This is a genomic window from Nocardioides sp. YIM B13467 (assembly GCF_042788075.1).
In the GTDB taxonomy this organism is placed as follows: Bacteria; Actinomycetota; Actinomycetes; order Propionibacteriales; family Nocardioidaceae; genus Nocardioides.
In genome coordinates, this window is sequence record NZ_JBHZPJ010000046.1 from 2,349,211 (window position 1) to 2,373,057 (window position 23,847).

Here is a 23,847-nt window from a genome sequence, read left to right on the forward strand (position 1 = left end):
CGATTCTCGTGATGGGTGGAGGTTTCTATTCCTCGGTCGGGTCGACGACGAGGAACCGCTCGCCGGGACGACGGGCGAGGTAGAGGTAGTAGTAGGCGAGGGCAGCGACCACGACGCCGGCCGTGATCAGGATGTCCATCCGCGCGGAGCCGGCCAGCGCGTAGCCGATCGCCCCGATGACGACCAGCGGCGGCAGCGGCCACAGCGGCATCCGCCAGCCCTGGGCGGCGGGCGCCTGACGGCGGGCGCGGAGCGCAGCGATCGCCACGACGACGTACATCGTGGAGATCACCACCGAGGTCACGCCGAGCAGCGCCTCGATCTCGACGGCGCCGGCGAGGATCGCGCCGGGGATGCCGATGACGAGGGTGGCCAGCCACGGGGTGGCGTAGCGGGGGTGCAGCTTGGTGAGGACGCCGTTGACCGCTGCCGGCCAGGAGCGGTCGCGGGCGGAGGCGTAGACGACCCGGGCGTTCTGCAGCACCATCACGATGACGGCGTTGAGGATCGCGATGGCGATGGCGACGTTCACGGCGACCGCGACGCGCTCGCCGCCCCAGGCGGCGACCCACTGGGAGAAGTTGCCGGAGGCGAGGTCGCTGAGGTCGTCGACCGCCAGGACCGTGGTCACGGTCGGGACGAGGATGACGAGGCCGCCCAGGCCGAGGGTCCAGAAGATGACGCGGGCGACGTTGCGGCGCGGGTCGACGATCTCCTCGGAGAGGTACACGGTGGTGCCGAAGCCGCTGACCAGGAACGTGCTGACAGCGAGACCGGAGATGAGGATCGCCAGGGTGAACGGCTCCAGGCCGTTCTCACCGATGACGTGCGGCGAGACCAGCTCGCCGGGGCCGCGCTGGACGTGGCCGAGCCCGAGAACGACGACGACGGCGGCGGCGATCATCTCGAGAGCGAGGAAGGTGCCGGTGACGACGGCGTTGGCCTTGATGTTGAGGATCGCCGTGGCGGTCGAGAGGAGCATGACGATCGCGCCGGTCGCGGCCCGCGGCAGCTCCACCAGGTCGGCCAGGTAGTCGGCGGTGCCGAGGGCGAAGATCGGCGGGATGAGCCAGAGCAGCACGCCCGCCAGGGAGAACGTCAGCCAGCCCATCGACTTGCCGAGGGTCTGGGTGACCATCGCGTACTCACCGCCGGAGCTGGCGGTGCGGGTGCCGAGCTCGGCGTAGCACGCGGCGATCGCGATCGAGACCGCGAAGCCGGCGACGACGGCGAGCACCGCGCCGCTCCCCTGCGTCGCGAACAGCTCCGGGACGATGATGAACAGGCTCGAGGCCGGCGTGATGCACGACAGCACCAGCAGGACCGCGGCGCCGGGTCCGAGCACCCGCGCGAGCCGCCGCCGTTCCTGCGCCGGCTTCACCCCGTCGGGGCTCACCTGCATGGATTCGATCATCGCGGGTCTCCTTGTGATGAGGGTACAGCGTGTTTTGAACGCTGTACAAAACTTTGAACGGCATTCAAAGTGACCCAGATCACCGCTAGAGTCAAGGGGTGGGACCGAAGATTTCACCCCGCGAGCACAAGGAGACACTGTCGAGGTGACGCGCACACGCTCCAACAGACGCCTGGAACGACCGCGCGAGCAGGTGCTCGCGACCACCCTGGAGATGGTGGCCGAGCAGGGGCTCGCCAAGGTGACGATGGCCTCGCTCGCCGCCCGGCTCGGCACCAGCGGCGGCCACCTCCTCTACTACTTCGGCACCCGCAACGGCCTGCTTCTCGAGACCCTGCGATGGAGCGAGAACGAGTACGCAGCACAGCGGGCGCCCATCTTGGAGAAGGCCGAGAAGGACGGCTCCGGAGGCGTCGACGCGTTGGTGTCATTCACCGACGTCTACCTCGCCCTCGACGAGCGCGACCCGCGCTGGCTCCTCTGGCTCGAGCTGTGGGCACGGGCGCCGTACGACTCCGAGCTCGCCGCCGCACAGCGCGCGATGGACGACGAGTGGCACGCCGACCTGGTCCGCCTGTTCGCCGCAGCACTCCCCGAGGTGTCCGATCGTGAAGCCGTCTCCGAGCGGCTGCGGGCGATGTGGGACGGCTTCAGCATCGGTATCGTCACCGGCGGCGGCACCACCCTGCGCGAGCACGCTCTCGCGCACACCCGCGCCGTCGTCACCGGACACGAGGGGTAGCGGGCATGCCGATCGCGTCCTGGTTCCCCGAGGCCCAGCTGGGCATCTTCGTCCACTGGGGCATCTACAGCGTCGACGGCGTCGCCGAGTCCTGGTCGTTCTACGACGGCCGGGTCCCCTACGCCGACTACATGGCCCAGCTCGACGGCTTCACCGCCTCCAGGTTCGACGCCGACGCCTGGGCCGAGCTCTTCGAGCGGGCGGGGGCGACGTACGTCGTGCTCACCGCCAAGCACCACGACGGGGTCGCGCTCTACGACACCGCCGCCAACGACCTCTCCGTGGTCAGCAGAACCCCGGCGGGCCGCGACCTCGTCGCCGAGTTCGTCGAGGCCGTACGCCGCCGGAGACTCAAGGTCGGCCTCTACTTCTCACACCTCGACTGGTCCCACCCCGACTACGCGACGGTGCGGCCGGTCGTCCAGCATCCCGTGGTCCAGGACAACCCGTACGCCGTCCCGCGCCCGGGCGACGAGGAGCCCGAGCGCTGGGAACGCTACCTGGAGTTCCACCGCGCCCAGATCCGGGAGCTGGTGACCCGCTACCAACCGGATCTGCTCTGGTTCGACGGCGAGTGGGAGCGCGACGAGCGGCAGTGGCGGATGCGGGAGCTGCGTGCGGAGCTGCGCGAGCTCGCGCCCGAGATGGTCGTCAACGGCCGGATGCTCGGCCACGGCGACTACGTGACCCCGGAACAGGGCGTTCCGATCGTGCCGCCCGACGGTCCGTGGGAGCTCTGCCTGACCATCAACGACTCCTGGGGCTGGCAGCCGCAGGACGACAACCACAAGTCACCGCGCCAGCTCGTGCGTACGTTCGTGGAGACCATCGGCGGTGGCGGCAACCTGCTGCTCGACGTCGGGCCGCGCGAGGACGGCACCATCACGCCCGAGCAGACCGAGCGGCTCGAGGCGCTCGGCGACTGGGTCGCGCGCCACTCCCCCGCCGTCCGCGGCATCCGCCGCGGTCTTCCCCACGGTCACTTCTACGGCCCCACTGCGGTCTCGGCCGACGGCCGGACCCTGTTCCTCTACGTCCTCGACCGGCCCAACGACTACGTCGTGGTCCGCGGCCTGCGCAACCAGGTCCTCAAGGCGTACGTCCTCGGGACCGGCACCGAGCTCGACCATCAGCGCATCGGCGGGCTCCACGAGGTCCCCGGCTGGGAGTACGTCTTCACCACCGACGACGACCTCGACCCGCTGTGCACCGTGATCGTCCTCGAGCTCGACGGCGAGGCCTCGGTCCACCGCGAGCACGCGGCCCACTAGACGTGATGTCCGGGGACCTCCTTCATCAGCACTCGCCCTGACAGGTGCGCTGCCGACAATCCCGACGGCGAACACGGAGGACAGCAGTCCTGCCCTACAGAAGGAAGGCATCACGATCTCGGCTCATGTGCGTCGGGTGAAGCGGATGTCGCCGTTGGGGAGGCGTTCGTGGAGGTATGCGGTGTCGTGGGCGCGGTGGTGGTGATGGGAGCAGAGGAGGGCGGCGTTGTCGAGGTCGGTCGTTCCGCCTTGGGCCCAGGCGATCCAGTGGTGGGCTTCGGCCCAGGTGCCGGGGATGTCGCAGCCCTCGGCCTCACAGGTCGCCGACCGCAGGAGGAGGGCGCGGCGTTGGGCGGCGGTGAAGAAGCGTTCCTTGCGACCGAGGTCGAGGACCTCGGAATCGCCGCCGAGGACGGCGGGGATGATGCCTGCGGTGCAGGCCAGCCGCCGGGCCTCAGCTGCGGTGATCGGGGTGCCGCCAAGGATCTGGGCGATGCCGGCCTCCTTGCGGAGCTGATCGATGTCGATGGTGACGATCACCGTGGTGGCGTCCCCGCCATGGATCGGGAGCCGGGCGGGGTCGAGGGTCTCGAGCATGTGGCAGAACGCCCGGCCCAGGCGCCGGTCGTAGGGCAGGTACTCGCCGGTCTCGGTGCGGGTGCCGTCGTCGCGGCGGGGTGAGGCGAAGGCCTCCAGGTTGGTGGCGAGCCGGTCCGCGGCCGCGTCTGGGATGACCGCGGAGATGCGGGTGGTGCCATCGCCGAGGCGTCGCATGGACAGGCGGGTCTTCTTGCGGGCGTGGGCCTCCTCCGCAGCGAGCCGTTTGGCTTCCTCGGCCTCGGCGATCTCGGGGGCGATGACGTCCAGGATCCGGCGCCCCAGGCGGCGCAGCTGGGTGGGATCGAACCGGGTCGCGTAGGCCACCAGCGTCTCCTCGGCCTTGGTCTTGATCTCGGGGTCGAGGTCGGCGGGCAGGTCGTCGAGGGCATTCACGATGACGTGGGCCTGGGCAGGGTTGCAGTCGCCACGGCGCATCGCGGCCGCGACCCGTCCGTAGGAACGGTCCAGGGCGTCTGCCAGCCGGAGGTCGGCACGCAGGGTCTCGGGGCGCTGGTGGGTGTGGTGATGCAACCACGCCGCCATATCCCGTGCCGCGCTCTCGGCGGCCACATCGTCGGCGGCCGCGATCACGCGGAGTTCGAGCTCAGCCAACTGCGCTTTCGCGCGGGCGATCTCGAGTAGCGTGGCCGCTTTCTGCTCGGTGACCATGAACGACGGATTCGCCGCCGCGACTCCCTCGAGGGAGGTGGTGATCGCGACCACGGCCCCGAGCACGGGGTGTTGGGGTTGTTGCAGCGTGGTCATCGAACCGGTCACCTCCCGACGTACGAACTCTCCACACCCGCGCACGCGGATGTGTGTTGGTTCGCTGGTCTCGNGCTATGGCTGACGAGCGCCGTAGCAACAGAGGCGGTAAGCCCGCTGGACGCCCTGGGCGTCCGAAGAGCTCGGGTTCATCCACCGGTGGCCGTGGCGGCCGATCGGGTGACGGCAAGCCGGGCGCTGGTCGACCGAGCGGTGGTCGGCCCGGTGCTGGTCGGAGCAGTGACCGCCGTGATGGCGCCGCTGGCGGCGGAGGTCGCGGAGGCGACCAGCGTCGTGACAGTGGCCGCGGAGGCGACGAGCGTCGCGACGGCAAGCCGTCGACCGGACGCAGTGGCCCCCGCGCCGGCGGCCGCCCTGACGGCCCGAAGCGCTCTGACGCCCCGAAGCGTGGTGGCAGCAGCGACCGCAAGGGTGGCTACTCCAAGGACCGTGGCGGCAAGCCCGGTGGCAGGCCGCAGCGTCGCTTCGACGAGCCGCGCGAGGAGCGTACGGCCGATCAGCGGATCTACGACGGTCCGGAGCTGCCGGAAGAGGTGACCGGCAAGGAGCTGGACCGTGCGATCTCGGCTCAGCTGCGAGGCCTGCCCGAGAAGCTGGCGGCGCGGATCGCCCGCCACCTGGTCGCTGCCGACATGTTCATCGACTCCGACCCCGAGCTCGCCTACCAGCACGCCAAGGCGGCGAAGTCGCGTACGCAGCGGATCGCTGTGATTCGCGAGGCGCTGGGTGAGGCCGCGTACGCTGCCGGCCACTACTCCGAGGCGCTCGCCGAGCTGCGTGCGGCCAAGCGGATGAACGGCGCGACGGCGTACCTGCCGATCATGGCGGACTGCCACCGCGCGCTCGGCCAGCCCGAGCAGGCGATCAAGCTCGCACACAGCCCGTCGGTGGCGAACTTCGAGGCACCGGCGAAGGCCGAGATGACGATCGTCGAGGCCGGCGCTCGTCGGGACATGGGTCAGTTCGACGCGGCCCTGCGGATCCTCGAGCAGTCGCCGCTCAACAACAAGAGCCGTGAGGCCTGGGTCGTGCGGCTGCGCTACGCGTACGCCGACACGCTCCAGGACGCCGGCCGGGACAAGGACGCGCTGACCTGGTTCCACCGCACCTACGCGATCGACTCCGAGGAGATCACCGACGCCGCGGCGCGGGCCGAGACCCTCGAGAAGACGGTCGAGAGGGACTGAGGTCCACCTCAAACGCGCAATCAGTGGCGATCGGCAGCAATGCCGGTCGCCACTGGCCGTTTTGCTCCGATACTGGAGATCCTGGGCGCGGTAGGTAAGAATAGACGCACAACTACATCCGTGTGATCACCGAAATGTTCCTTCACGCATGATCGAGCCCGCTGGGGAAGGCGTAGCTCGCGCCGCAACGAAGGAGATATTCGGTGACCACTCAGATCAAGGACCCGAGCGCCTCGCGTGGCATCGCACGAGGCGTTGTGTTCGTGCATTCGGCTCCCTCCGCGCTCTGCCCTCACATCGAATGGGCCGTCGCGGGGGTGCTAGGTGTGCCGGTGAACTTCGACTGGACGGCGCAGCCCGCCCAGGCCGGCACCTACCGAGCCGAGCTCTTCTGGTCCGGTGCGGTCGGTTCCGCAGCGGCGATCGCGTCGGCGCTGAAGGGATGGACGCACCTGCGCTTCGAGGTCACCGAGGACGGTACGTCGACCTCTGAGGGTGCGCGCTACTCCTTCACCCCCGACCTCGGCGTCTTCCATGCCGTCACCGGGATGCACGGCGACATCATGATCCCGGAGGACCGGCTCAAGGCCGCGGTCGTCAAGGCCGCCCTCGGTGACACCACGCTCGAGCTCGAGGTCGACAAGCTCCTCGGCAAGCCGTGGGACGACGAGCTGGAGACGTTCCGTCACGCGGGGGAGGGCGCCCCCGTACGCTGGCTGCACCAGGTCGTCTGAGCGACCCCGTCGGCCGCAGAGCACGGCCGACGACGACTGAGGCCCCGGAGCGTGAGCTCCGGGGCCTCAGTCTGTCTCTGAACGGTGTCGGTCAGAGTGGGATGTTGCCGTGAGCACCACGGCGTACGCCGACGGTCTGGATCGCGTCCTCGAAGGCGGCCGCGATCGCGCCGCGGGTCGCCGACGGCTCGATGACTTCGTCCACGACACCGATCTCGACAGCCTTGTCGACACCGCCGGCGAGACGCTCGTGCTCGGCGGCGAGCTCCGCCTCGACCTGAGGACGGAGGTCGGGCGCGACCTCGGCGAGCTTGCGGCGGTGCAGGATGCGGATCGCGGCGACCGGGCCCATGACCGCGACCTCCGCGCCCGGCCAGGCGAAGACCTTGGTCGCGCCGAGGGAACGGGCGTTCATGGCGATGTAGGCGCCGCCATAGGTCTTGCGGGTCACCAGGGTGACCCGGGGGACCACGCACTCCCCGAAGGCGTGCAGGAGCTTGGCGCCACGGCGGACGACCCCGTCCCACTCCTGGCCGACGCCCGGCAGGTAGCCGGGGACGTCGACGACGACGATCAGCGGGACGCCGAGGGCGTCACAGAGGCGTACGAACCGGGAGGCCTTCTCCGCGGAGAGGGAGTCGAGGCAGCCGCCGAGCCGCAGCGGGTTGTTGGCGACGACGCCGACGGTGCGGCCACCGAAGCGACCGAGAGCGGTGACGATGTTGGGCGCCCAGCGAGCGTGCAGCTCCTGTGCGGTGCCCTCGTCGAGGATGTTCTCGACCAGCGGGTGCACGTCGTAGGCGCGCTTCTTCGACTCGGGCAGCTGCTCGGCGAGGTCCTTGTCCTCGACCGCGGCGACGTCGAGGCCACCCTGGGAGCCGAGGAGAGAGGCGACCGTGCGGGCCTTGTCGAGCGCCTCGCGCTCGGACTCGGTGAGGATGTGCACGACGCCGGAGCGGCGGCCGTGCGGCTCGGGGCCACCGAGGCGCAGCATGTCGACGTCCTCACCGGTGACGGAGCGTACGACGTCGGGACCGGTCACGAAGATGCGGCCCTCGGGGCCGAGGATGACGACGTCGGTGAGGGCAGGACCGTAGGCAGCGCCGCCGGCGGCCGGGCCGAGGACGACCGAGATCTGCGGGATCTTGCCGCTGGCCTGCGTCATCGCGTGGAAGATGCGACCGACCGCGTGCAGGGAGAGGACGCCCTCGGCCAGCCGGGCGCCGCCGGAGTGCCACAGGCCGATGATCGGGATGCCGTCGGTCATCGCGCGGTGGTAGGCGTCGACGACCACACGGCAGCCGAGGTCGCCCATCGCGCCGCCCATGACGGTGGCGTCCGAGCAGAAGGCGACCGCCCGGGTGCCGTCCACCTCGCCGACGGCGGCCAGCATGCCGGACTCGTCGTCGGGGGAGATGAGCTGAACGGTGCCTTCGTCGAAGAGCGCCCTGAGGCGGGTCAGCGGGTTCCGCGGGTCCTGGTCGCGAGGAAGCTTCTGCTGTTTCCTCGCGGGAGCAGGCGCCGTGATGGTCATCAGATGCTTCCGTAGACGACCGCTACGTTCGCGCCACCGAAACCGAAGGAGTTGTTGAGGGCCGCGATGTCGCCGACCGGCAGGTCGCGTGCCTTGGTGGCGATGTCGAGCTCGACCGCGGGGTCGAGGTTGTCGAGGTTGATCGTCGGCGGCGACTGACGGTGGTGGATCGCCAGGACGGTCGCGACGGTCTCGAGGGCTCCGGCACCGCCGAGCAGGTGGCCGGTCATCGACTTGGTCGAGGTGACCACGACGTTCTCGACCTGCTTGCCGAGGGTGGCGTGGAGCATCAGGCCCTCGGCGATGTCGCCCTGAGGGGTCGAGGTCGCGTGAGCGTTGACGTGGACGATGGTGTTCGGATCGATGTCGCCGTCCTCGAGCGCGCGCTTGATAGCGCGGCTGCCACCACGACCCTCGGGGTCGGGCTGGGCGATGTCGTGGGCGTCGGCGGTCACGCCGGCGCCGAGGACCTCGGCGTAGATCCGGGCGCCGCGGGCCTGGGCGTGCTCGAGCGTCTCGAGCACGACGATGCCGGCACCCTCACCGAGTACGAAGCCGTCGCGGCCGGTGTCCCAGGGGCGGCTGACCGCGGTCGGGTCGCCACCATCGGGGCCGGACGCGGTCTTGGACAGGGCCATCATGTTGGCGAACGCGGCCATCGGCAGCGGGTGGATCGCTGCCTCGGTGCCACCGGCGAGGACGACGTCTGCGCGGCCCAGACGGATCTGGTCGGCGGCCAGGGCGATCGCCTCGGAGCCGGAGGCACAGGCAGAGATCGGGGTCTGAGCCGCGGCGCGGGCGCCGTAGATCAACGAGATGTTGGCTGCCGAGGCGTTGGCCATCAGCATCGGGACGGCCAGCGGGCTGACCCGGCGCGGCCCCTTGGCCAGAAGCGTGTCGTAGTTGTCGAGCAGGGTGGTGACCCCGCCGATGCCGGTGGCGACAGCGACACCGAGGCGCTCGCCGTCGAGGCCGGCCTCGGTGGCCGTTCCCTCGAAGCCGGCGTCCTTCCAGGCCTCGGCCGCGGCGACCACGGCGAACTGCGCGGAACGGTCCAGGCGTCGCGCCTTGACCCTCTCCAGGACCTCGGACGGCTCGACGGCGACACGGCCGGCGATGCGTACGGGAAGGTCCTGGGCCCACTCCTCGGTGAGCTCGCGGATGCCGGAGCGGCCGGCGATCAAGGCATCCCAGGTGGTGGCTACATCTCCGCCTACCGGGTTGGTGGTGCCCAATCCGGTGACGACGACTCGGGTGCGGCTGCTCATGTGGTCTCCGTGTGAGGTGTTGGCGCGTTGGGTCAGGTGAAGCAGATCCGGCGGCTCGGCCTGGGAGGGTTGGCCGAGCCGCCGGGGCGCGTCAGGCGTTCGCGGAAGCCTTCTCGATGAAGCTCACCGCGTCGCCAACGGTCTTGAGGTTCTTGACCTGCTCGTCGGGGATGGAAACGCCGAACTTCTCCTCGGCAGCGACGACGACCTCGACCATGGACAGCGAGTCGACGTCGAGGTCATCGACGAAGGACTTGTCGAGCTGAACGTCGGCGACATCGATGCCGGCGACCTCGTTGACGATCTCGGCGAGGTCGGAGCGGATCTCTTCGGTGGTGGCCATATGTGGTGCTTCCTCTCGGATTTCTGTGTGGTGAAACTCTGAAGTGGTGCGAGACTACGGAACGACGACGACCTGGGCTGCGTAGACCAGTCCGGCGCCGAACGCGATGAGCAGGGCGGTGTCGCCCGACTCAGCCTGACCCTCCTCGATCATCCGCTCAAGAGCAAGCGGGACCGAGGCGGCCGACGTGTTGCCCATGGTGGCGATGTCGCGGGCGATCTTGACCGACTCCGGAAGCTTCATGGAGCGGGCCAGGGCGTCGACGATGCGCATGTTGGCCTGGTGCGGGACGAAGCAGTCGAGCTCGTCGGCCGTGATGCCGGCCTTGTCGAGCGCCTCCTGGCCGACCTTTGCCATCGCGTAGGAGGCCCAGCGGAAGACGGGGTTGCCCTCCATCGTCAGCCAGGGAGTCTCCTTGGCCTCGATCGCGTCGAACCAGTCGGGGGTCTGGATGTGGTCGGCCTTGTCGCCCGAGGAGCCCCAGACGACCGGGCCGATCCCGGGCTCATCGCTCGGGCCGACGACCGCGGCGCCGGCGCCGTCGGCGAAGATGAAGGCGGTGCCACGATCGTGCGGGTTGGTGATGTCGGAGAGGCGCTCGACACCGATCACGAGTACGTTGCGGGCGCTGCCGCCGCGGACGAGGTCGCTCGCCATCGCGATGCCGTGACAGAACCCGGCACAGGCCGCGGAGATGTCGAAGGCGGCCGGGTGGTCGGCGCCGAGCTCGTCGGCGATCAGCGCGGCGACTGCGGGCGTCTGACGCATGTGGCTGACGGTGGCGACGATGACGCAGTCGATCTGGTCGATGCCGATCTTGGCGTGCTCGAGCGCCTTGCGGGAGGCGGTGACCGACATCATCTGTACGGTCTCCTCCTCGCCCGCCCAGCGACGCTCGGTGATGCCGGAACGGGTGCGGATCCACTCGTCGGAGGAGTCGATCAGATCGACGATCTCGCTGTTGGGGACCACCCGGGTCGGGCGATAGCCGCCTACGCCGAGGATGCGGGCGTGCGGGGAACCTGTCGGGGCTGAGATCACGAGTGCTGGACTCCTGTCGGGTGCAGACGCAGCAGCGGCTGACCGGGGGATACGAGGTCGCCGTCCTCGACGAGCCATTCGATGACCTCGCCGCCGTGGGCGGACGTGATCGCGATCGTGTCGCGGAGACTGGCGATGGCGCCGATCTCAGCGCCTGCCGGAATCACGTCGACCCCGGACACGGTCTCGGAGAGCTTGAAGGTGCCCTTGGACGGGGAGACGACCATGCGCCAGGTCGGCGTGGTCTCGATCGGGTTGGCCTCGCCGTGCTTCTCGACGAACGCACGGGCGTCGTCGAGCTGGTCGGGAGTCTTCAGGGCGAAGGTCTCGACGCCCTTGAGGGCGCGCTTGGCGATCCCGGTCAGTGTGCCGGCCGGCGGCATCTCCAGGATGCCGGTCACGCCGATGTCGGACATGGTGTCGAGGCAGAGGTCCCAGCGCACCGGGTTGGCGATCTGGCCGACGATCCGGTCCAGCGCCTTGGCACCGTCGTGGACGATCTGGCCGTCCTTGTTGCTGATCAGGCGCGTACGCGGGTCGTGGGTCGAGACGCTCTGGGCCAGCCGGGCGAGGTGGCCGACGGCGGGCTCCATGTGCTTGGTGTGGAAGGCGCCGGCGACGCTGAGCGGCATCAGCCTGGCCTTGGCGGGCGGATCGGCGGCGAAGGCCGCGAGCTGCTCGATGGTGCCCGCGGCGACGATCTGGCCGGGGCCGTTGTCGTTGGCGGGGGTGAGGCCGTGCTTCTCGATCGCGGCCAGCACCTCCTCGCGGACGCCGCCGAGGACCGCGGTCATGCCGGTCGGCGTCTTCGCGGCGGCCTCGGCCATGGCCTTGCCGCGCTCGCGGACGAGCACCATCGCCTGCTCGGCGCTGATCGCGCGTGCGCCCGCGGCGGCGGTGATCTCACCGACGCTGTGGCCGGCGACGGCCCCGATCTTGCCGAACGCGTCCGCGGGCTGCGGGAAGAGCTCGAGCGCCGCGACCAGGCCGGTGGCGACCAGCAGCGGCTGGGCGATCTCGGTGGCGCGGATGGTCTCTGCGTCGGCATTGGTGCCGTAGTCGATCAGGTCGATGCCTGCGACGGTCGAGAGCCACTCCATCCGAGCGGCGAAAGCGGGGTCCTCCAACCACGGGGTGAGGAATCCTGGTGTCTGAGCACCTTGTCCTGGGGCGACAATGACGAGCACGGAACGATGGTCCCTTCTGGAGGGGGGTCGGATCACCTTTAGCGGCAACGAATATCTGTCACGCAATCTTGTAGGGGTCCTACAAGATTGCGTCCATGCCAGGGTCAGTGGTCCTGTTGCCGACCGAGGATCAGGGCAACCTGCAGGGCGAGAGCGTCGCGGGAGTCGGTCGGAAGGAAGCCGGTGAGCTCTGCGACCTGCTTGAGACGGTAGCGCACGGTGTTGGGGTGCACGAACAACGTGCGACCGGTGGCCTCGAGGCCACCTCCGGCGGCGAAGTACGCAGCCAGCGTCTCGATCAGGGTGCTGCGGGCCTCCACCAGCGGTCGGTAGAGATGCTCGATCAGGTAGCGGTGGGCCCACGCGTCGCCGGCGAGGGCACGTTCGGGCAGGAACGACTGGCTCCGTGCCGGGCGGGGCGCGTCAGGCCAGCCCGGCGCGGCCCGATAGGCCGAGAGCGCGGCCCGGGCGGACTCGGCGGCGGTGGCGAGCCCGGCCGCCATCGGCCCGACCACGACGGGCCCGTCGGCGAACAGGTCGGCGATGCTCTCGGCGGCCTCCAACGGGTCCTCGATGCCGCCGAGCAGGGCGACGAGGCGGTCACCCTGGACCGCGCACAGGGTGTGCAGGTCGTGGGCGCGCCCGCGGCGGCGTACCTCCTCCATGGCGGCGTCGAGGCGGACGCCGTCGGGGGCGTGGCCCAGCACCGCGCACAGCGGCAGGTCGGCGTCCCAGCCGAGCGCGCTGGCTCGGGAGAGGACGACCTCGTCGGTCTCGGCACGCAGGACCGCGTCGACCACGAGCGCCTCGAGCCGGGCGTCCCAGGCGCCGCGCTGCTCGGCGGCGCGGGCGTAGACCTCGGCCGTGGCGAAGGCGACCTCACGGGCGTAGCGGCCGATCGCCTCGTGGACGTCGGCGGCGTCCTCGGGCCCGAGGAGGTGGTCGATGTTGGCCTCGACCACCTCGATGGAGAGGCGTACGAGGTCGACGGTCTGCTGGAGCGTGATGATGCCGGTCAGCGCGCGAGGCGCCACGCCGAACATCGACGCGGCCAGGTCGGGCTTGGCGGTGTCGGCGGAGGCGCCACCGCCGTACCAGNACGGCGTCGGCGCGCCGGGTGACGGCAGCCTCGACCAGGGAGGGCACGGAGACCTGGGCGCCGAGGTTCACGACCTCGATCTCCTTGTAGTACTCCAGCCCCTTCTCCCCCGCGAACCCCTTGATGTTGAGGATCGCGTCGATCCCGACGGTGTGGGCGTCGGTGCCGATGCAGGCACCGACGACGACCATCGGGCGCCGCAGCGTCTCCTTGATCACCGCGTTGGCCTCCTTCGGCGTCAGCAGCGGGAAGTCACGCTCGACGACCTGCACCTTGTCGGTGTCGACGAGATGGTTCACCTGCCCGTAGACGACGAAGAAGGTGAAGTCGTCGCCCATCGGCTTGGAGTGGACGACCATCGCCGGCTCCATGCCCATCTTGTTGGCCAGCTGCAGCGCGGCGCCGTCGGCGACCTTCGAGTGCTTGATCGGCAACGTGAAGGAGACCTGCACCATCCCGTCACCGGTGGTGTCGCCGTACGGCCGGATGATGCTCACTTGCCCTCCAGGATGTCGCTAGCGGGGTTGTAGTACGCCTCGGACTTCAGGGCCACGCCCTCGAGGCCCTTGCCGGCGTCGGCGGGGCGCTTCATCAGGCCGAAGGTGCCGTCCGCGATCGCGTCGAGGAGCCCGTTGGGCTCGTCGATGATCTTCCCGAGCAGGTCGATCGACTCCCCAAGGACCTCGCGCGCCCGATTGGCGATGAACCCGTCGGGCGCCGGGTGGAAGTCCTCGCCGAGGCGTCCGGCCGCGTCCATGACGTACCGGACGTTCTGCAGGGCCAGGTCACGGTCGGAGATCCACGGCGTCACCACCGCCTCGGTCATCATTCCGACCAGCAGGATGCCCTGGTCGGTCATCGCGCCGGCCAGGTTGAAGAACCCGTCGAGCAGGTAGCCCTTGAAGATGTCGCCGGTCATGTGCCGGGTCGGGGGCATCCACTTCAGCGGGGCGTCGGGGAAGATCGTCTTCGCCAGCAGCGCATGCGCGAGCTCGAGACGGAACGAGTCCGGGACATCGGGGTTGATCTCGAAGGCGTGGCCCAGACCCAGCTGCCAGTCCTCGAGCCCGGCCTCCTTGGCGAAGTACTCGTTGAGCAGCTGCGAGGTGGTCACCGTGTGCGCCGCCTCGACCGCGTCGGCCGTGGTGAGGTAGTTGTCCTCGCCGGTGTTGATGATGATCCCCGCCCGGGCGTGGATCTGGCGCGAGAGCCGCTGGTCGACGAACGTACGCACCGGGTTGATGTCGCGGAACAGGATCCCGTACATCGAGTCGTTGAGCATCATGTCGAGACGCTCCATGCCCGCCAGCGCGGCGATCTCGGGCATGCAGAGCCCGCTCGCGTAGTTGGTGAGCCGCACGTAGCGCCCGAGCTCACGGCTCGTCTCGTCGAGCGCGGCCCGCATCAGCCGGAAGTTCTCCTGGGTCGCGTACGTCCCGGCGAACCCCTCCCGGGTCGCGCCCTCGGGCACGTAGTCGAGGAGCGACTGGCCGGTCGAGCGGATCACCGCGATGATGTCGGCGCCCTCACGCGCGGCCGCCTGCGCCTGCGGGATGTCCTCGTAGATGTCACCGGTGGCGACGATCAGGTAGATCCACGGCTTGCGGGGTGCATCGCCGATCTCGGCGATCATCCGCTCGCGCGCCACCCGGCTGGCGTCGAGGCGGGCGATGCCGACCCCGACCGCCTCGCGGGCGTGCTTCGCGGCCAGCTCGGCCTCGGCGCCCTCGGGCAGGTGGAAGGTCACCTGCCCGGCGGCGGCCTCCTCGGCGAGCCGCGAGAGATCGTTGTCGTGGGCGGCCAGCGCCTGCCACACCGGCAGCGTGACGCCGTGCTCCAGCCCGATGTCGGCGCGCACCGCGTCGACCAGGTGGTTCACCCACGGGGTGCCGTCCGGGTCGGCGCCAGCGAGCCCGGCCAGGCGCAGCGTCGCTCGCTCGACGGCGACCGTGGTGTGCTTCTTGGCCATCTCGACGATCGGGTCGCCGACCTTCGCGGCCAGCGCGCGGGCCTGGGCGATCGTTCGTGGGTCCAGTTCGAGTCTCACAGTTCCAGTCTTCCTTCGAACAGTGCCCGGACCCCGGCATTGGCGCGGAGAAGATCCAGGGCGTAGGCGGCGTGACCGGGGACGTAGCCGTTGCCGACGAGCATCGTGACATCGGCGGCAAGGCCCTCGGCGCCGAGCGCGGCGGCGGAGAAGGAGGTGGCCATCGAGAAGAAGATGACGGTGCCGCGGTCGGCGGTGGCGAGGATGGCGCCGCCCTCGCAGCCGGGTACGTCGACGCAGACCACTGTGACGTCGGCGGGGCCTCCGGCCTTGGCGACCGCGTCGCGCAGGGCCACCGGGTTGCGGGCGTCGGTGACCACGACCTCGTCGGCCAGGCGGGCCTCGCGGAGCCGCTCGGCCTCGGACTCGGTCGGGACGATGCCGATCAGGTGGCCGGCTCCCGCGTCGCGGGCCGCGGCCAGCGACAGCGATCCGGACTTGCCGCCGCCACCGATCACTGCGACGACGCCACCTGCGTAGCGTTCCGAGACGACCCGCCGGGTCAGTGCCGGGGCACCGCACACGTCCATCACCGACAGCGCGAGCTCGGGGGCGAGGTCGTCGGGCAGGACGGCTGCGATCGAGCGGCCGAAGAGGATGGCGTAGCCGTCGCACGGAACCTGCTCGGAGTCACCGCCCCAGCCGGCGAGCCCGTCCTCGATCACCAACGGGGTCAGGGTCAGCGAGACCAGCGTCGCGACCCGGTCCCCGACCTTCAGCCCCAGAGGCGAGTCGGGTCCGACCTCCTCGACGACACCGACGAGCATGCCGCCCGACCCGGTCACCGGGTTCTGCATCTTGCCGCGCTCGGCGACGATGTCGAGCACCTCGCGGCGTACGGCCTCTCCGTCGCCGTCGTGTGCGGACTCGAGCTGCCGGAACGAGGCGGCGTCCAGGTTCAGACGCTCCACCCGGATCCGCACCTCGTCGGGCCACAAGGTCTTGCGGGTGTCGAGTCTCCGGGCCGCCTGGGGCAGCGGCAACGAGCCGCCCACCGGCTCATCGAGCACCCGGTGCAGGCCTGTCGGGTCAGAAGTGGTCATCGTCGTACGCCTCCTTGCGTCCATCTCACGGCGGACCCTACCAGCGGTTGCGGGAAGAATTGCGGCCGATGGTTGCAGATGCCGCAGGATCTCCCGCTATGGTGGAGGACATGACGGCAACCATCGAGCCTACGACCCGAGACGGACAGCCCTACGCCTACCAGCGCGTAGAGCTGGTCGAACCTGACTGGACCCGGTTCCCAGGCTGGGCCGACATCACCGACGAGCAGTGGCGCGACGTGCAGTGGCAGCGCGTCAACTGCATCAAGAACATCCGCCAGCTCCGCGCGCTGATGGGCGATCTTCTCGACGAGCGGTTCTACGCCGACCTCGAGCGCGACATGGCCGAGCGGGCGACGATGTCGATGCTGGTGCCGCCGCAGATGATCAACACGATGGTCCCGGCTGCCGCCGGGGAGACCGGCGAGGAATTCACCGCCACCTTCACTGAGCGCTTTTATGGCGACCCGATCCGGCACTACATGATCCCGGTCTTCTCCGACCGCCGCACCGACTGGCCGTCACACCCGCAGGCGAGCCGCGACTCGCTGCACGAGCACGACATGTGGGTCGCCGAGGGGCTGACCCACCGCTACCCGACCAAGGTGCTCGCCGAGCTGCTCTCCACCTGCCCGCAGTACTGCGGCCACTGCACCCGGATGGACCTGGTCGGCAACTCGACCCCGGTCATCGACAAGCTCAAGCTCACCGGCAAGCCGGTCGACCGCCACGAGGCGATGCTCGAATACCTCCGCAACACCCCGCAGGTACGCGACGTGGTGGTCTCCGGCGGCGACGTCGCCAACCTGCCCTGGCCGCGGCTGGAGGACTTCCTCACCAAGCTGATGGCGATCGACAACATCCGCGACATCCGGCTGGCCACCAAGGGCCTGATCGGCCTCCCCCAGCACTGGCTCCAGGAGCCGCTCCTGGAGGGGATGAACCGGGTGACCACGATCGCCCGTGAGCGCGGCGTCTCGCTGGCGATCCACACCCACGCCAACCACGCCAACTCGGTCACTCCGCTGGTCGCCGAGGCATCCAAGGCGCTGCTGGCGGCCGGGGTTCGCGACGTACGCAACCAGGGGGTGCTGCTGGCCGGAGTCAACGCCGACAGCCACAGCCTGCTCGACCTGAGCTTCCGCCTGCTCGACGGCGCGCAGATCATGCCCTATTACTTCTACATGTGCGACATGATCCCGTTCAGTGAGCACTGGCGGGTCTCGGTCGCCGACGCGCAGCGGCTGCAGCACGACATCATGGGCTACCTGCCCGGGTTCGCCACCCCGCGCATCGTGTGCGACGTACCTTTCGTCGGCAAGCGCTGGGTCCACCAGATCGCCGACTACGACACCGAGCGCGGCATCTCCTACTGGACCAAGAACTACCGCACCTCGATCGAGGCGTCGGACGCCGAGGCGCTGACCAGGACCTACGAGTACTACGACCCGATCCACACCCTGCCCGAGTCGGGCCAGGAGTGGTGGCGTACGCACGGGGAGTGACCCGAGCGTGACTGGGACCCGGCGCTGGGCGCCGGGTCTCAGTGCGTCATGGTGGGGCGGTTCTCGTAGTAGGTGTACATCGCGATCGTGGTGCGCGTGGACACGTTGGCGACCGAGCGGATCCGGCCGAGCAGCTCCTCGAGCGCCTCGGGCGTGGCGACGCGCACCTTGAGCATGTAGGACTCGACGCCGGCGATCGACCAGCAGGCCTCGACCTCGTGGAGGTCCGCCACCCGCTCGGGGGTGTCGTCGGGCTGGGAGGGATCCATGGGCTGCACCGCGACGAACGCGGTCAGCGGCACGCCGATGGCGGCGTAGTTGACGGTGGCGCCGTAGCCGGTGATGAGGCCACGCTGCTCGAGCCGCTTGACGCGCTGGTGCACCGCCGAGGTCGACAGGCCGGTCGCCTTGCCCAGGTCCGTGTAGGACATCCGACCGTCCTCCGCAAGAAGCTGGAGGATTTTACGGTCGGTGGCCTCGATCTCAGGTGCAGTCACGGCGACAGCGTACCCACAACAGCAATATCTCCGCCGCAACGTCCAAAAAAGTAGTTGATGTCGAAAGATTTCCGGCCTCAGGAGGGCCAGCCGGCGAGCGTCTTCAGCTCGCCGCGACCGTCCGCAGAGGGCTGGACCACCGACAGCGGCCGCGCGCCACGAGCTTTGTCGGGGACGGCGTTCATGACCTCGCCGGTGGCCAGGTGCGGGTCCGCGGATACGACGACCCGGCCGTGCGAGTTGACCAGCGTCGCACCGATCTCGCGCAGGCCGGGCAGCAGCATCCGCTCCAGCGTCTCGACCGAGGTGTCGGCGCCGGCGACACCGACCATCCGGCCGCCCGCGTAGACCGGCAGCGTCATGGTCATGACGTACTCGTCGGTGCAGACGAAGTCGACGTAGGGCCCGGCGAGGTGCAGCGCTCCGGTGCGCGCCGGGATCCGGAACCACGGCTGGCGGGTGTAGTCGAGAACCTCGCCCGTCGCCGGCACCACTGCGTCACCGAGGAAGTCGCGGCCGGCGCCCTGCCACCAGGCCAGGTAGAGCCGCCGGTCGACGAGCGCGGCCGGTGCGACGACGAACCCGCCGCCCAGGAGGCTCGGGTCCTGGAGGAACGCGAGCGTCCCGGTCTCGACCTGCGCGATCAGCTCGTCCGAGGTGACCGGTCCCGCGGCGAAGAGCGCGCCGACCTGGGCGCGCACTCGCTCGAGCTCGGTGAGGATGGCACCGAAGTGCTGCTCGATCCGGACGGCACAGTCGGCCGACACATCGATGTTCATGGTCGTACCACCTCATGGATCTCGGTCAGACGTTCAACGGCGTGGGTCACGTGGTCGCGTACGCTCCCCCGCGCCGCGGCGACATCGCCCGTCTCCAGCGCGGCGACGAGCGCCCGATGCCGCGCGGCGGATGCCTGACGGAAGTCCGACTCGCTCAGCGGCACTCGCAGCAACGTACCGAAGTCGGCCTCCTGTCGCACCACCTCCCGGGTGAGCCGCGCCGACTGGGTCAGCGCCGCCACAGAGAGGTAGAGCTCGCTCTCCGCATCGCGCCACCGGCCGACGTCGTCCTCGCCGAGCGGGATCAGCAGGTCCCGGAGGTCCTCGACCTCGTCAGGAGCCGCTCGTTCGGCCGCGAGCTCCGCACAGCCGGTCAGTACGACCTGATAGAGGCTCGCCCGGTCGCGCAGCTCCACCCGCGACATGGTCGCGAGTCGCCCCTTCACGATGTCGCCGGGGTCCGGTGCGCGCACGAAAGAGCCACCGCCGCGGCCTCGTGTCGTCACCACCAGGCCCTGTGCCCGCAGCGACACCAGCGCCTCCCGGGCGGTCACCGTCGCCACTCCCAGCATCTGGGCGAGCTCCTGCTCGCTGGGGAGCCGATCGCCGTCGGCGAGCACGCCGGAGCGGATCGCCTCGGCCAGACGGTTCTCGACACGTACGGCTCTGCCTTCGTCGCCGATCGGCGCGAAGATCGCCGACCTGGCGCGCGAGGTCATCGCACGGGCGTTGGCCACGATCCGGGTCCCTCCTTCGAGTGGGTTTACAAAGAACTTACGCAGATACCCTTTAAAATCTAAGATCTGGTTCCATATGATTCAGCAATGGGACCGACCGAATCTCCGCAGATCCAGCTCGAAGCCGTGACCAAGGCGTACGGCGACGTGATGGCTGTCGACGCTCTCGACCTGACCATCGGCGACGGTGAGTTCTTCTCGATGCTCGGGCCCTCCGGCTCCGGGAAGACGACCGTGCTGCGCCTGATCGCGGGCTTCGAGCACGCCGACTCCGGCACCATCCGCCTCGGCAGCGAGGACGTCACCGCCCTGGCGCCCTTCGACCGCGACGTCACCACCGTGTTCCAGGACTACGCCCTCTTCCCGCACTTCAACGTGCTCGAGAACGTCGCGTACGGACTGCGCGTACGCGGCGTCCCGAAGGCCGAGCGCAGCGCCCGGGCACGCGAGGCGCTGGAGATGGTCCGCCTCGGCCACGTCGCTGCCCGCAAGCCGACCGAGCTCTCCGGCGGGCAGCGGCAGCGGGTGGCACTGGCTCGCGCCATCGTCGTACGTCCTCGGGTGCTCCTCCTCGACGAGCCGCTCGGCGCGCTCGACCTCAAGCTCCGCGAGCAGATGCAGGTCGAGCTCAAGCAGATCCAGCGCGAGCTGGGGATCACCTTCGTCTTCGTCACCCACGACCAGGAGGAGGCGCTCACCCTCAGCGACCGGATCGCGGTCTTCGACAGCGGCCGGATCGTGCAGCTGGGCACGCCGAAGGAGATCTACGAGCGTCCGACCTCGCAGTACGTCGCGGACTTCGTCGGCACCTCCAACGTCTTCGACGAGCAGGCGTCGAAGCGGATGCTGAAGATGGACGGCGCCTTCGCGCTGCGGCCCGAGAAGATCCTGCTCTCCCCGGAGACCGCGAGCGCCCCTGTCGGCGCGATGACCGCCGCCGGCGTGATCACCGAGTCCATCTACATCGGCACCGGGCACCGAGTCCACATCGAGCTCGAGGACGGCACCAGGCTGGTCGCCCTCGAGCAGAGCCGTGGCTCGCTGCACCCCGATGCCGCCGAACCAGAGTCTCGGGGCGACCGCGTGGTCGCCTCCTGGTCGCCGGGCGACCTGGTCCCCCTGGGCACCGATTCGTCCCGTGCCGTGCAACACCGATGAGCCAGAGAACACCAGAGAGGTTGACCATGCGAAACATCCGAACCAGACACACCATCGGGGGCGTCCTAGCGGCCCTGTCCCTGATCACGCTGAGCGCCTGTGGCGGGGACGACGGCGACTCCTCGACCGGAGCGGTCGAGAAGCTCGGCGAGAACGAGGGCGAGGTCTCGATCCTGGCCTGGCCCGGGTACGTCGAGGACGGCTCGACCGACCCCGAGGTCGACTGGGTCTCCAGCTTCGAGAAGGAGACCGGCTGTCAGGTCACCGCGAAGGTCTACGGCACCTCCGACGAGGCCTTCAACCTGGCCAAGTCGGGCGAATACGACGTCGTCGCCGCCTCCGGCGACCTCACCCTGCGCATGATCGCGGCGGGCGAGGCGGCCGAGGTCAACACCGACCTGATCCCCAACTACGAGGGCATCTACGACTTCCTCAAGGACCGCGAGTGGAACACCGTGGACGAGAAGAACTACGGCATCCCGCACGGCTACGGCGCGAACCTGCTGATGTACAACACCAAGGACGTCACCCCCGCCCCGACCTCGTGGAAGGCGGTCTTCGAGGACGCGCCGAAGCACAAGGGCCAGGTCACCGCGTACGACTCGCCGATCTACATCGCCGACGCCGCGGTCTACCTGATGGCGCACCAGCCCGACCTGGGCATCGAGAACCCCTACTCGCTCGACGAGAAGCAGCTCGCGGCAGCCGTCGACCTGCTCAAGTCGCAGCGGGCCTCCGTCGGTGAGTACTGGTCCGACTACACCAAGACGCAGGCCTCCTTCGAGACCGGCGACACCGTGGTCGGCACCACCTGGCAGGTGATCGCCAACCTGATCGACCCGAAGAAGGCCTCGGTCGAGGCGATCCTCCCCTCGGAGGGAGCGACCGGGTGGAACGACACCTGGATGATCTCCTCGAACGCGAAGTCCCCCAACTGCGCCTACGCCTGGCTCAACCACATCTCCGACCCGGAGATCAACGCCCAGGCGACGGAGTACTTCGGCGAGGCGCCCAACTCGGACAAGGCCTGCGAGTTCGCCTCCGAGGGCCACTGCGAGACCTTCCACGCCGGCGATGAGGAGTACGCCGAGAAGATCTGGTTCTGGAACACGCCGATCGAGAAGTGCCTGGACGGCCGGACCGACGTGAAGTGCACCGACTACCAGGACTGGACCAAGGCCTGGGCAGAGATCAAGGGGTGACCTTGAGCTCTGTCAGCAGCACGCTCAGCAGGAGGCCGGGGTTCCGCCTCGGCCTCCTGCTGGCCGCACCCCTCACCTGGCTGGTGCTCGTCTACGTCGTCGCCCTCGCCGCGCTGCTGGTGACGGCCTTCTGGACGATCGACTCCTTCACCAACGAGCTCGAGCGCACCTTCACCCTCGACAACATCCGTGAGATCACCGGTCAGGCGCTCTACCGGACCGTCACGCTGCGCACCATCGGCGTCGCGCTCCTGGTGACGCTCATCGACTGCCTGATCGCGCTGCCGGTCGGCTTCTACATGGCCAAGGTCGCCTCGCGGCGCTCACGCCACCTGCTGGTGATCGCGTTCCTGACGCCGCTGTGGGCGTCCTACCTCGTCAAGGCGCTCGCCTGGCGCTCGCTGCTGTCCAACGGCGGACTGCTGGACTGGGCCGGTGGCCTGGTCGGTCTCGGCTCGCCGGGATTCGGCTTCACCGCGATCGTGCTCACCCAGGCGTACATCTGGCTTCCGTATGTCATCCTGCCCGTCTACGCCGCCTATGAACGTGTCCCGGACTCGCTGCTCGACGCCGCCGGCGATCTCGGTGCCCGGCCGGCGCTGACGTTCCGCACGGTGGTGCTGCCGCTGGTCGTCCCAGGGCTGGTGGCAGGCTCGATCTTCTCGTTCTCGCTGACCATGGGCGACTACATCACGGTCAACATCGTCGGCGGCGCGAACCAGATGCTCGGCAACCTCGTCTTCATCAACTCGGGGTCCAACCTGCCGCTGGCGGCCGCGATCGCGCTGATCCCGATCGTCGTGATCATGATCTACCTGGCGTTGGTACGCCGCACCGGAGCTCTGGAGAACCTATGACCATCTCGAGATCGACCCGGCGCCTGCTCGCCGTGATCACCGGCCTCGTGCTCGCCATGCTGTACGCGCCGCTCGCCCTGGTCGTGGTGAACTCGTTCAACACCTCCCAGGCGCTGACCTGGCCGCCCAGCGGCTTCACCACCCAGTGGTGGCAGCGGGCGGCGGTGAACCCGGGAGCCCACGACGCGATCCTCACCTCACTGACGGTGGCCGCGTGCGCGACCGCGATGGCGCTCCTCCTCGGCACCCTGCTCGGCCTCGCGATGCAGCGCTACTCCTTCTTCGGGAAGGACACCGTCAACCTGCTGGTGGTGCTCCCGATCGCCCTGCCCGGCATCGTCACCGGGATCGCGCTGTCCAACGCGTTCTCCTCGATCCTCGGCGTACGCCTGGGGTTCTTCACCCTCGTGGTGGCCCACGCGACCTTCTGCATCGTGACCGTCTTCAACAACGTGCAGGCGCGGCTGCGGCGGATGGGCGGCAACCTCGAGGAGGCCTCGGCCGACCTGGGAGCGGGGATGTGGACCACGTTCCGGCTGGTCACGCTCCCCCAGCTGCGCTCGGCGCTGCTGGCCGGCGGGCTGCTGGCGTTCGCACTCAGCTTCGACGAGATCATCGTGACGACGTTCGCCGCCGGCCCCGGTGTGACCACGCTTCCGGTCTGGATCCTGACCAACCTGTTCCGGCCAGGTCAGGCGCCGATCGTCAATGTCGTGGCGGTCGTCATGATCGTCGTCTCGGTCGCGCCGATCTGGCTCGCCCAGCGACTCTCGTCCGACCCGAGCGATACCACGAGGGCGATTCACTAGGCCTGCC

At 69.4% G+C, this 23,847-nt stretch carries 23 protein-coding genes; 9 read left to right on the forward strand and 14 right to left on the reverse strand.

All coding sequences use genetic code 11. The features are described 5' to 3' along the window. Window positions 1-25: 25 nt before the first annotated feature. Window positions 26-1,414 (reverse strand): APC family permease, encoded by a 1,389-nt coding sequence (locus ACFX43_RS18335; protein ID WP_378831553.1) that lies wholly within the window; start codon window positions 1,412-1,414, stop codon window positions 26-28. A 145-nt stretch (window positions 1,415-1,559) separates the two neighbouring features. On the opposite strand from ACFX43_RS18335, the gene ACFX43_RS18340 reads away from it, so the two are divergent. Continuing rightward, the gene (locus ACFX43_RS18340) at window positions 1,560-2,156 is read left to right on the forward strand and encodes a TetR/AcrR family transcriptional regulator (RefSeq protein ID WP_378831558.1); all 597 of its coding nucleotides are present in this window, start codon (window positions 1,560-1,562) and stop codon (window positions 2,154-2,156) included. A gap of 5 nt (window positions 2,157-2,161) precedes the next feature. Beyond that, window positions 2,162-3,427, forward strand: coding sequence for an alpha-L-fucosidase (locus ACFX43_RS18345; protein WP_378831563.1), 1,266 nt, complete (start codon window positions 2,162-2,164; stop codon window positions 3,425-3,427). Between the two features lie 123 nt (window positions 3,428-3,550). Here ACFX43_RS18345 and ACFX43_RS18350 read toward each other — a convergent pair whose 3' ends face one another. After that, the gene (locus tag ACFX43_RS18350) at window positions 3,551-4,792 is read right to left on the reverse strand and encodes a DUF222 domain-containing protein (RefSeq protein WP_378831570.1); all 1,242 of its coding nucleotides are present in this window, start codon (window positions 4,790-4,792) and stop codon (window positions 3,551-3,553) included. Window positions 4,793-4,869: 77 nt separating this feature from the next. Here ACFX43_RS18350 and ACFX43_RS18355 point away from each other — a divergent pair, with 77 nt between their 5' ends. Both ACFX43_RS18355 and ACFX43_RS18360 read left to right on the forward strand, forming a co-directional pair. Beyond that, window positions 4,870-6,000: a tetratricopeptide repeat protein gene (locus tag ACFX43_RS18355; RefSeq protein WP_378831577.1), complete on the forward strand. Its 1,131-nt coding sequence runs from the start codon at window positions 4,870-4,872 to the stop codon at window positions 5,998-6,000. A gap of 242 nt (window positions 6,001-6,242) precedes the next feature. Beyond that, complete coding sequence (locus tag ACFX43_RS18360; protein WP_355019179.1) at window positions 6,243-6,734, forward strand: DUF3145 domain-containing protein; 492 nt, start codon at window positions 6,243-6,245, stop codon at window positions 6,732-6,734. Window positions 6,735-6,825: 91 nt separating this feature from the next. Here the strand turns inward: ACFX43_RS18360 and ACFX43_RS18365 are convergent, their stop codons facing one another. From ACFX43_RS18365 to ACFX43_RS18405, 9 genes are all read right to left on the reverse strand, one after another. Further along, a complete protein-coding gene (locus ACFX43_RS18365; protein WP_378831583.1) occupies window positions 6,826-8,268 on the reverse strand; it encodes an acyl-CoA carboxylase subunit beta in 1,443 nt (480 codons plus the stop codon). Further along, entirely contained in the window at window positions 8,268-9,536 is a 1,269-nt protein-coding gene (locus ACFX43_RS18370; protein WP_378831589.1) for a beta-ketoacyl-[acyl-carrier-protein] synthase family protein, read from the reverse strand. Before ACFX43_RS18370 ends, ACFX43_RS18365 begins: the two co-directional genes overlap by 1 nt. Window positions 9,537-9,627: 91 nt before the next feature. Next, complete coding sequence (locus ACFX43_RS18375; RefSeq protein ID WP_091051955.1) at window positions 9,628-9,879, reverse strand: acyl carrier protein; 252 nt, start codon at window positions 9,877-9,879, stop codon at window positions 9,628-9,630. Between the two features lie 54 nt (window positions 9,880-9,933). Further along, complete coding sequence (locus ACFX43_RS18380; protein ID WP_378831597.1) at window positions 9,934-10,920, reverse strand: beta-ketoacyl-ACP synthase III; 987 nt, start codon at window positions 10,918-10,920, stop codon at window positions 9,934-9,936. Further along, entirely contained in the window at window positions 10,917-12,107 is a 1,191-nt protein-coding gene (locus tag ACFX43_RS18385; RefSeq protein ID WP_378831604.1) for an acyltransferase domain-containing protein, read from the reverse strand. The genes ACFX43_RS18380 and ACFX43_RS18385 overlap by 4 nt, the downstream gene beginning before the upstream one ends. Window positions 12,108-12,211: 104 nt before the next feature. Further along, window positions 12,212-13,069, reverse strand: coding sequence for a PucR family transcriptional regulator (locus ACFX43_RS18390; protein WP_378840979.1), 858 nt, complete (start codon window positions 13,067-13,069; stop codon window positions 12,212-12,214). Next, a complete protein-coding gene (locus ACFX43_RS18395; RefSeq protein ID WP_378831610.1) occupies window positions 12,987-13,703 on the reverse strand; it encodes an OAM dimerization domain-containing protein in 717 nt (238 codons plus the stop codon). Before ACFX43_RS18395 ends, ACFX43_RS18390 begins: the two co-directional genes overlap by 83 nt. Next, entirely contained in the window at window positions 13,700-15,253 is a 1,554-nt protein-coding gene (locus ACFX43_RS18400; protein WP_378831613.1) for a lysine 5,6-aminomutase subunit alpha, read from the reverse strand. Before ACFX43_RS18400 ends, ACFX43_RS18395 begins: the two co-directional genes overlap by 4 nt. Beyond that, window positions 15,250-16,296, reverse strand: coding sequence for an L-erythro-3,5-diaminohexanoate dehydrogenase (locus tag ACFX43_RS18405; protein ID WP_378831619.1), 1,047 nt, complete (start codon window positions 16,294-16,296; stop codon window positions 15,250-15,252). Before ACFX43_RS18405 ends, ACFX43_RS18400 begins: the two co-directional genes overlap by 4 nt. A gap of 110 nt (window positions 16,297-16,406) precedes the next feature. On the opposite strand from ACFX43_RS18405, the gene ACFX43_RS18410 reads away from it, so the two are divergent. Then, window positions 16,407-17,801, forward strand: coding sequence for a KamA family radical SAM protein (locus ACFX43_RS18410; protein ID WP_378831625.1), 1,395 nt, complete (start codon window positions 16,407-16,409; stop codon window positions 17,799-17,801). Window positions 17,802-17,839: 38 nt separating this feature from the next. On the opposite strand, the gene ACFX43_RS18415 is transcribed toward ACFX43_RS18410, so the two are convergent. From ACFX43_RS18415 to ACFX43_RS18425, 3 genes are all read right to left on the reverse strand, one after another. Continuing rightward, the gene (locus ACFX43_RS18415) at window positions 17,840-18,283 is read right to left on the reverse strand and encodes an Lrp/AsnC family transcriptional regulator (RefSeq protein WP_355020057.1); all 444 of its coding nucleotides are present in this window, start codon (window positions 18,281-18,283) and stop codon (window positions 17,840-17,842) included. A 92-nt stretch (window positions 18,284-18,375) separates the two neighbouring features. Further along, window positions 18,376-19,077 carry a cache domain-containing protein gene (locus ACFX43_RS18420; protein ID WP_378831628.1) on the reverse strand — a complete coding sequence of 234 codons (702 nt, stop codon included), beginning with the start codon at window positions 19,075-19,077 and terminating at the stop codon, window positions 18,376-18,378. Then, window positions 19,074-19,814, reverse strand: coding sequence for a FadR/GntR family transcriptional regulator (locus ACFX43_RS18425; RefSeq protein WP_378831635.1), 741 nt, complete (start codon window positions 19,812-19,814; stop codon window positions 19,074-19,076). The genes ACFX43_RS18420 and ACFX43_RS18425 overlap by 4 nt, the downstream gene beginning before the upstream one ends. A gap of 87 nt (window positions 19,815-19,901) precedes the next feature. On the opposite strand from ACFX43_RS18425, the gene ACFX43_RS18430 reads away from it, so the two are divergent. Genes ACFX43_RS18430 through ACFX43_RS18445 form a run of 4 tightly spaced genes read left to right on the forward strand, consistent with a single transcriptional unit; the run spans window position 19,902 to window position 23,840 of the window. Beyond that, a complete protein-coding gene (locus ACFX43_RS18430; RefSeq protein ID WP_378831642.1) occupies window positions 19,902-20,972 on the forward strand; it encodes an ABC transporter ATP-binding protein in 1,071 nt (356 codons plus the stop codon). A gap of 26 nt (window positions 20,973-20,998) precedes the next feature. Continuing rightward, window positions 20,999-22,174, forward strand: coding sequence for an extracellular solute-binding protein (locus ACFX43_RS18435; protein WP_378831645.1), 1,176 nt, complete (start codon window positions 20,999-21,001; stop codon window positions 22,172-22,174). Continuing rightward, window positions 22,171-23,031 carry an ABC transporter permease gene (locus ACFX43_RS18440; RefSeq protein ID WP_378831651.1) on the forward strand — a complete coding sequence of 287 codons (861 nt, stop codon included), beginning with the start codon at window positions 22,171-22,173 and terminating at the stop codon, window positions 23,029-23,031. The genes ACFX43_RS18435 and ACFX43_RS18440 overlap by 4 nt, the downstream gene beginning before the upstream one ends. Further along, window positions 23,028-23,840, forward strand: a complete 813-nt coding sequence (locus ACFX43_RS18445; RefSeq protein ID WP_378831659.1) for an ABC transporter permease — start codon at window positions 23,028-23,030, stop codon at window positions 23,838-23,840. The genes ACFX43_RS18440 and ACFX43_RS18445 overlap by 4 nt, the downstream gene beginning before the upstream one ends. Window positions 23,841-23,847: the final 7 nt, after the last annotated feature.

Excerpts from the sequence above, each read along its gene's own strand:
- ACFX43_RS18335 (WP_378831553.1), bottom strand. The coding sequence starts at position 1,414 with ATGATCGAATCCATGCAGGTGAGCCCCGACGGGGTGAAGCCGGCGCAG.
- ACFX43_RS18345 (WP_378831563.1), top strand. The coding sequence starts at position 2,162 with ATGCCGATCGCGTCCTGGTTCCCCGAGGCCCAGCTGGGCATCTTCGTC.
- ACFX43_RS18350 (WP_378831570.1), bottom strand. The coding sequence starts at position 4,792 with ATGACCACGCTGCAACAACCCCAACACCCCGTGCTCGGGGCCGTGGTC.
- ACFX43_RS18355 (WP_378831577.1), top strand. The coding sequence starts at position 4,870 with ATGGCTGACGAGCGCCGTAGCAACAGAGGCGGTAAGCCCGCTGGACGC.
- ACFX43_RS18365 (WP_378831583.1), bottom strand. The coding sequence starts at position 8,268 with ATGACCATCACGGCGCCTGCTCCCGCGAGGAAACAGCAGAAGCTTCCT.
- ACFX43_RS18370 (WP_378831589.1), bottom strand. The coding sequence starts at position 9,536 with ATGAGCAGCCGCACCCGAGTCGTCGTCACCGGATTGGGCACCACCAAC.
- ACFX43_RS18375 (WP_091051955.1), bottom strand. The coding sequence starts at position 9,879 with ATGGCCACCACCGAAGAGATCCGCTCCGACCTCGCCGAGATCGTCAAC.
- ACFX43_RS18405 (WP_378831619.1), bottom strand. The coding sequence starts at position 16,296 with ATGACCACTTCTGACCCGACAGGCCTGCACCGGGTGCTCGATGAGCCG.
- ACFX43_RS18410 (WP_378831625.1), top strand. The coding sequence starts at position 16,407 with ATGACGGCAACCATCGAGCCTACGACCCGAGACGGACAGCCCTACGCC.
- ACFX43_RS18420 (WP_378831628.1), bottom strand. The coding sequence starts at position 19,077 with ATGAACATCGATGTGTCGGCCGACTGTGCCGTCCGGATCGAGCAGCAC.
- ACFX43_RS18430 (WP_378831642.1), top strand. The coding sequence starts at position 19,902 with ATGGGACCGACCGAATCTCCGCAGATCCAGCTCGAAGCCGTGACCAAG.
- ACFX43_RS18435 (WP_378831645.1), top strand. The coding sequence starts at position 20,999 with ATGCGAAACATCCGAACCAGACACACCATCGGGGGCGTCCTAGCGGCC.
- ACFX43_RS18445 (WP_378831659.1), top strand. The coding sequence starts at position 23,028 with ATGACCATCTCGAGATCGACCCGGCGCCTGCTCGCCGTGATCACCGGC.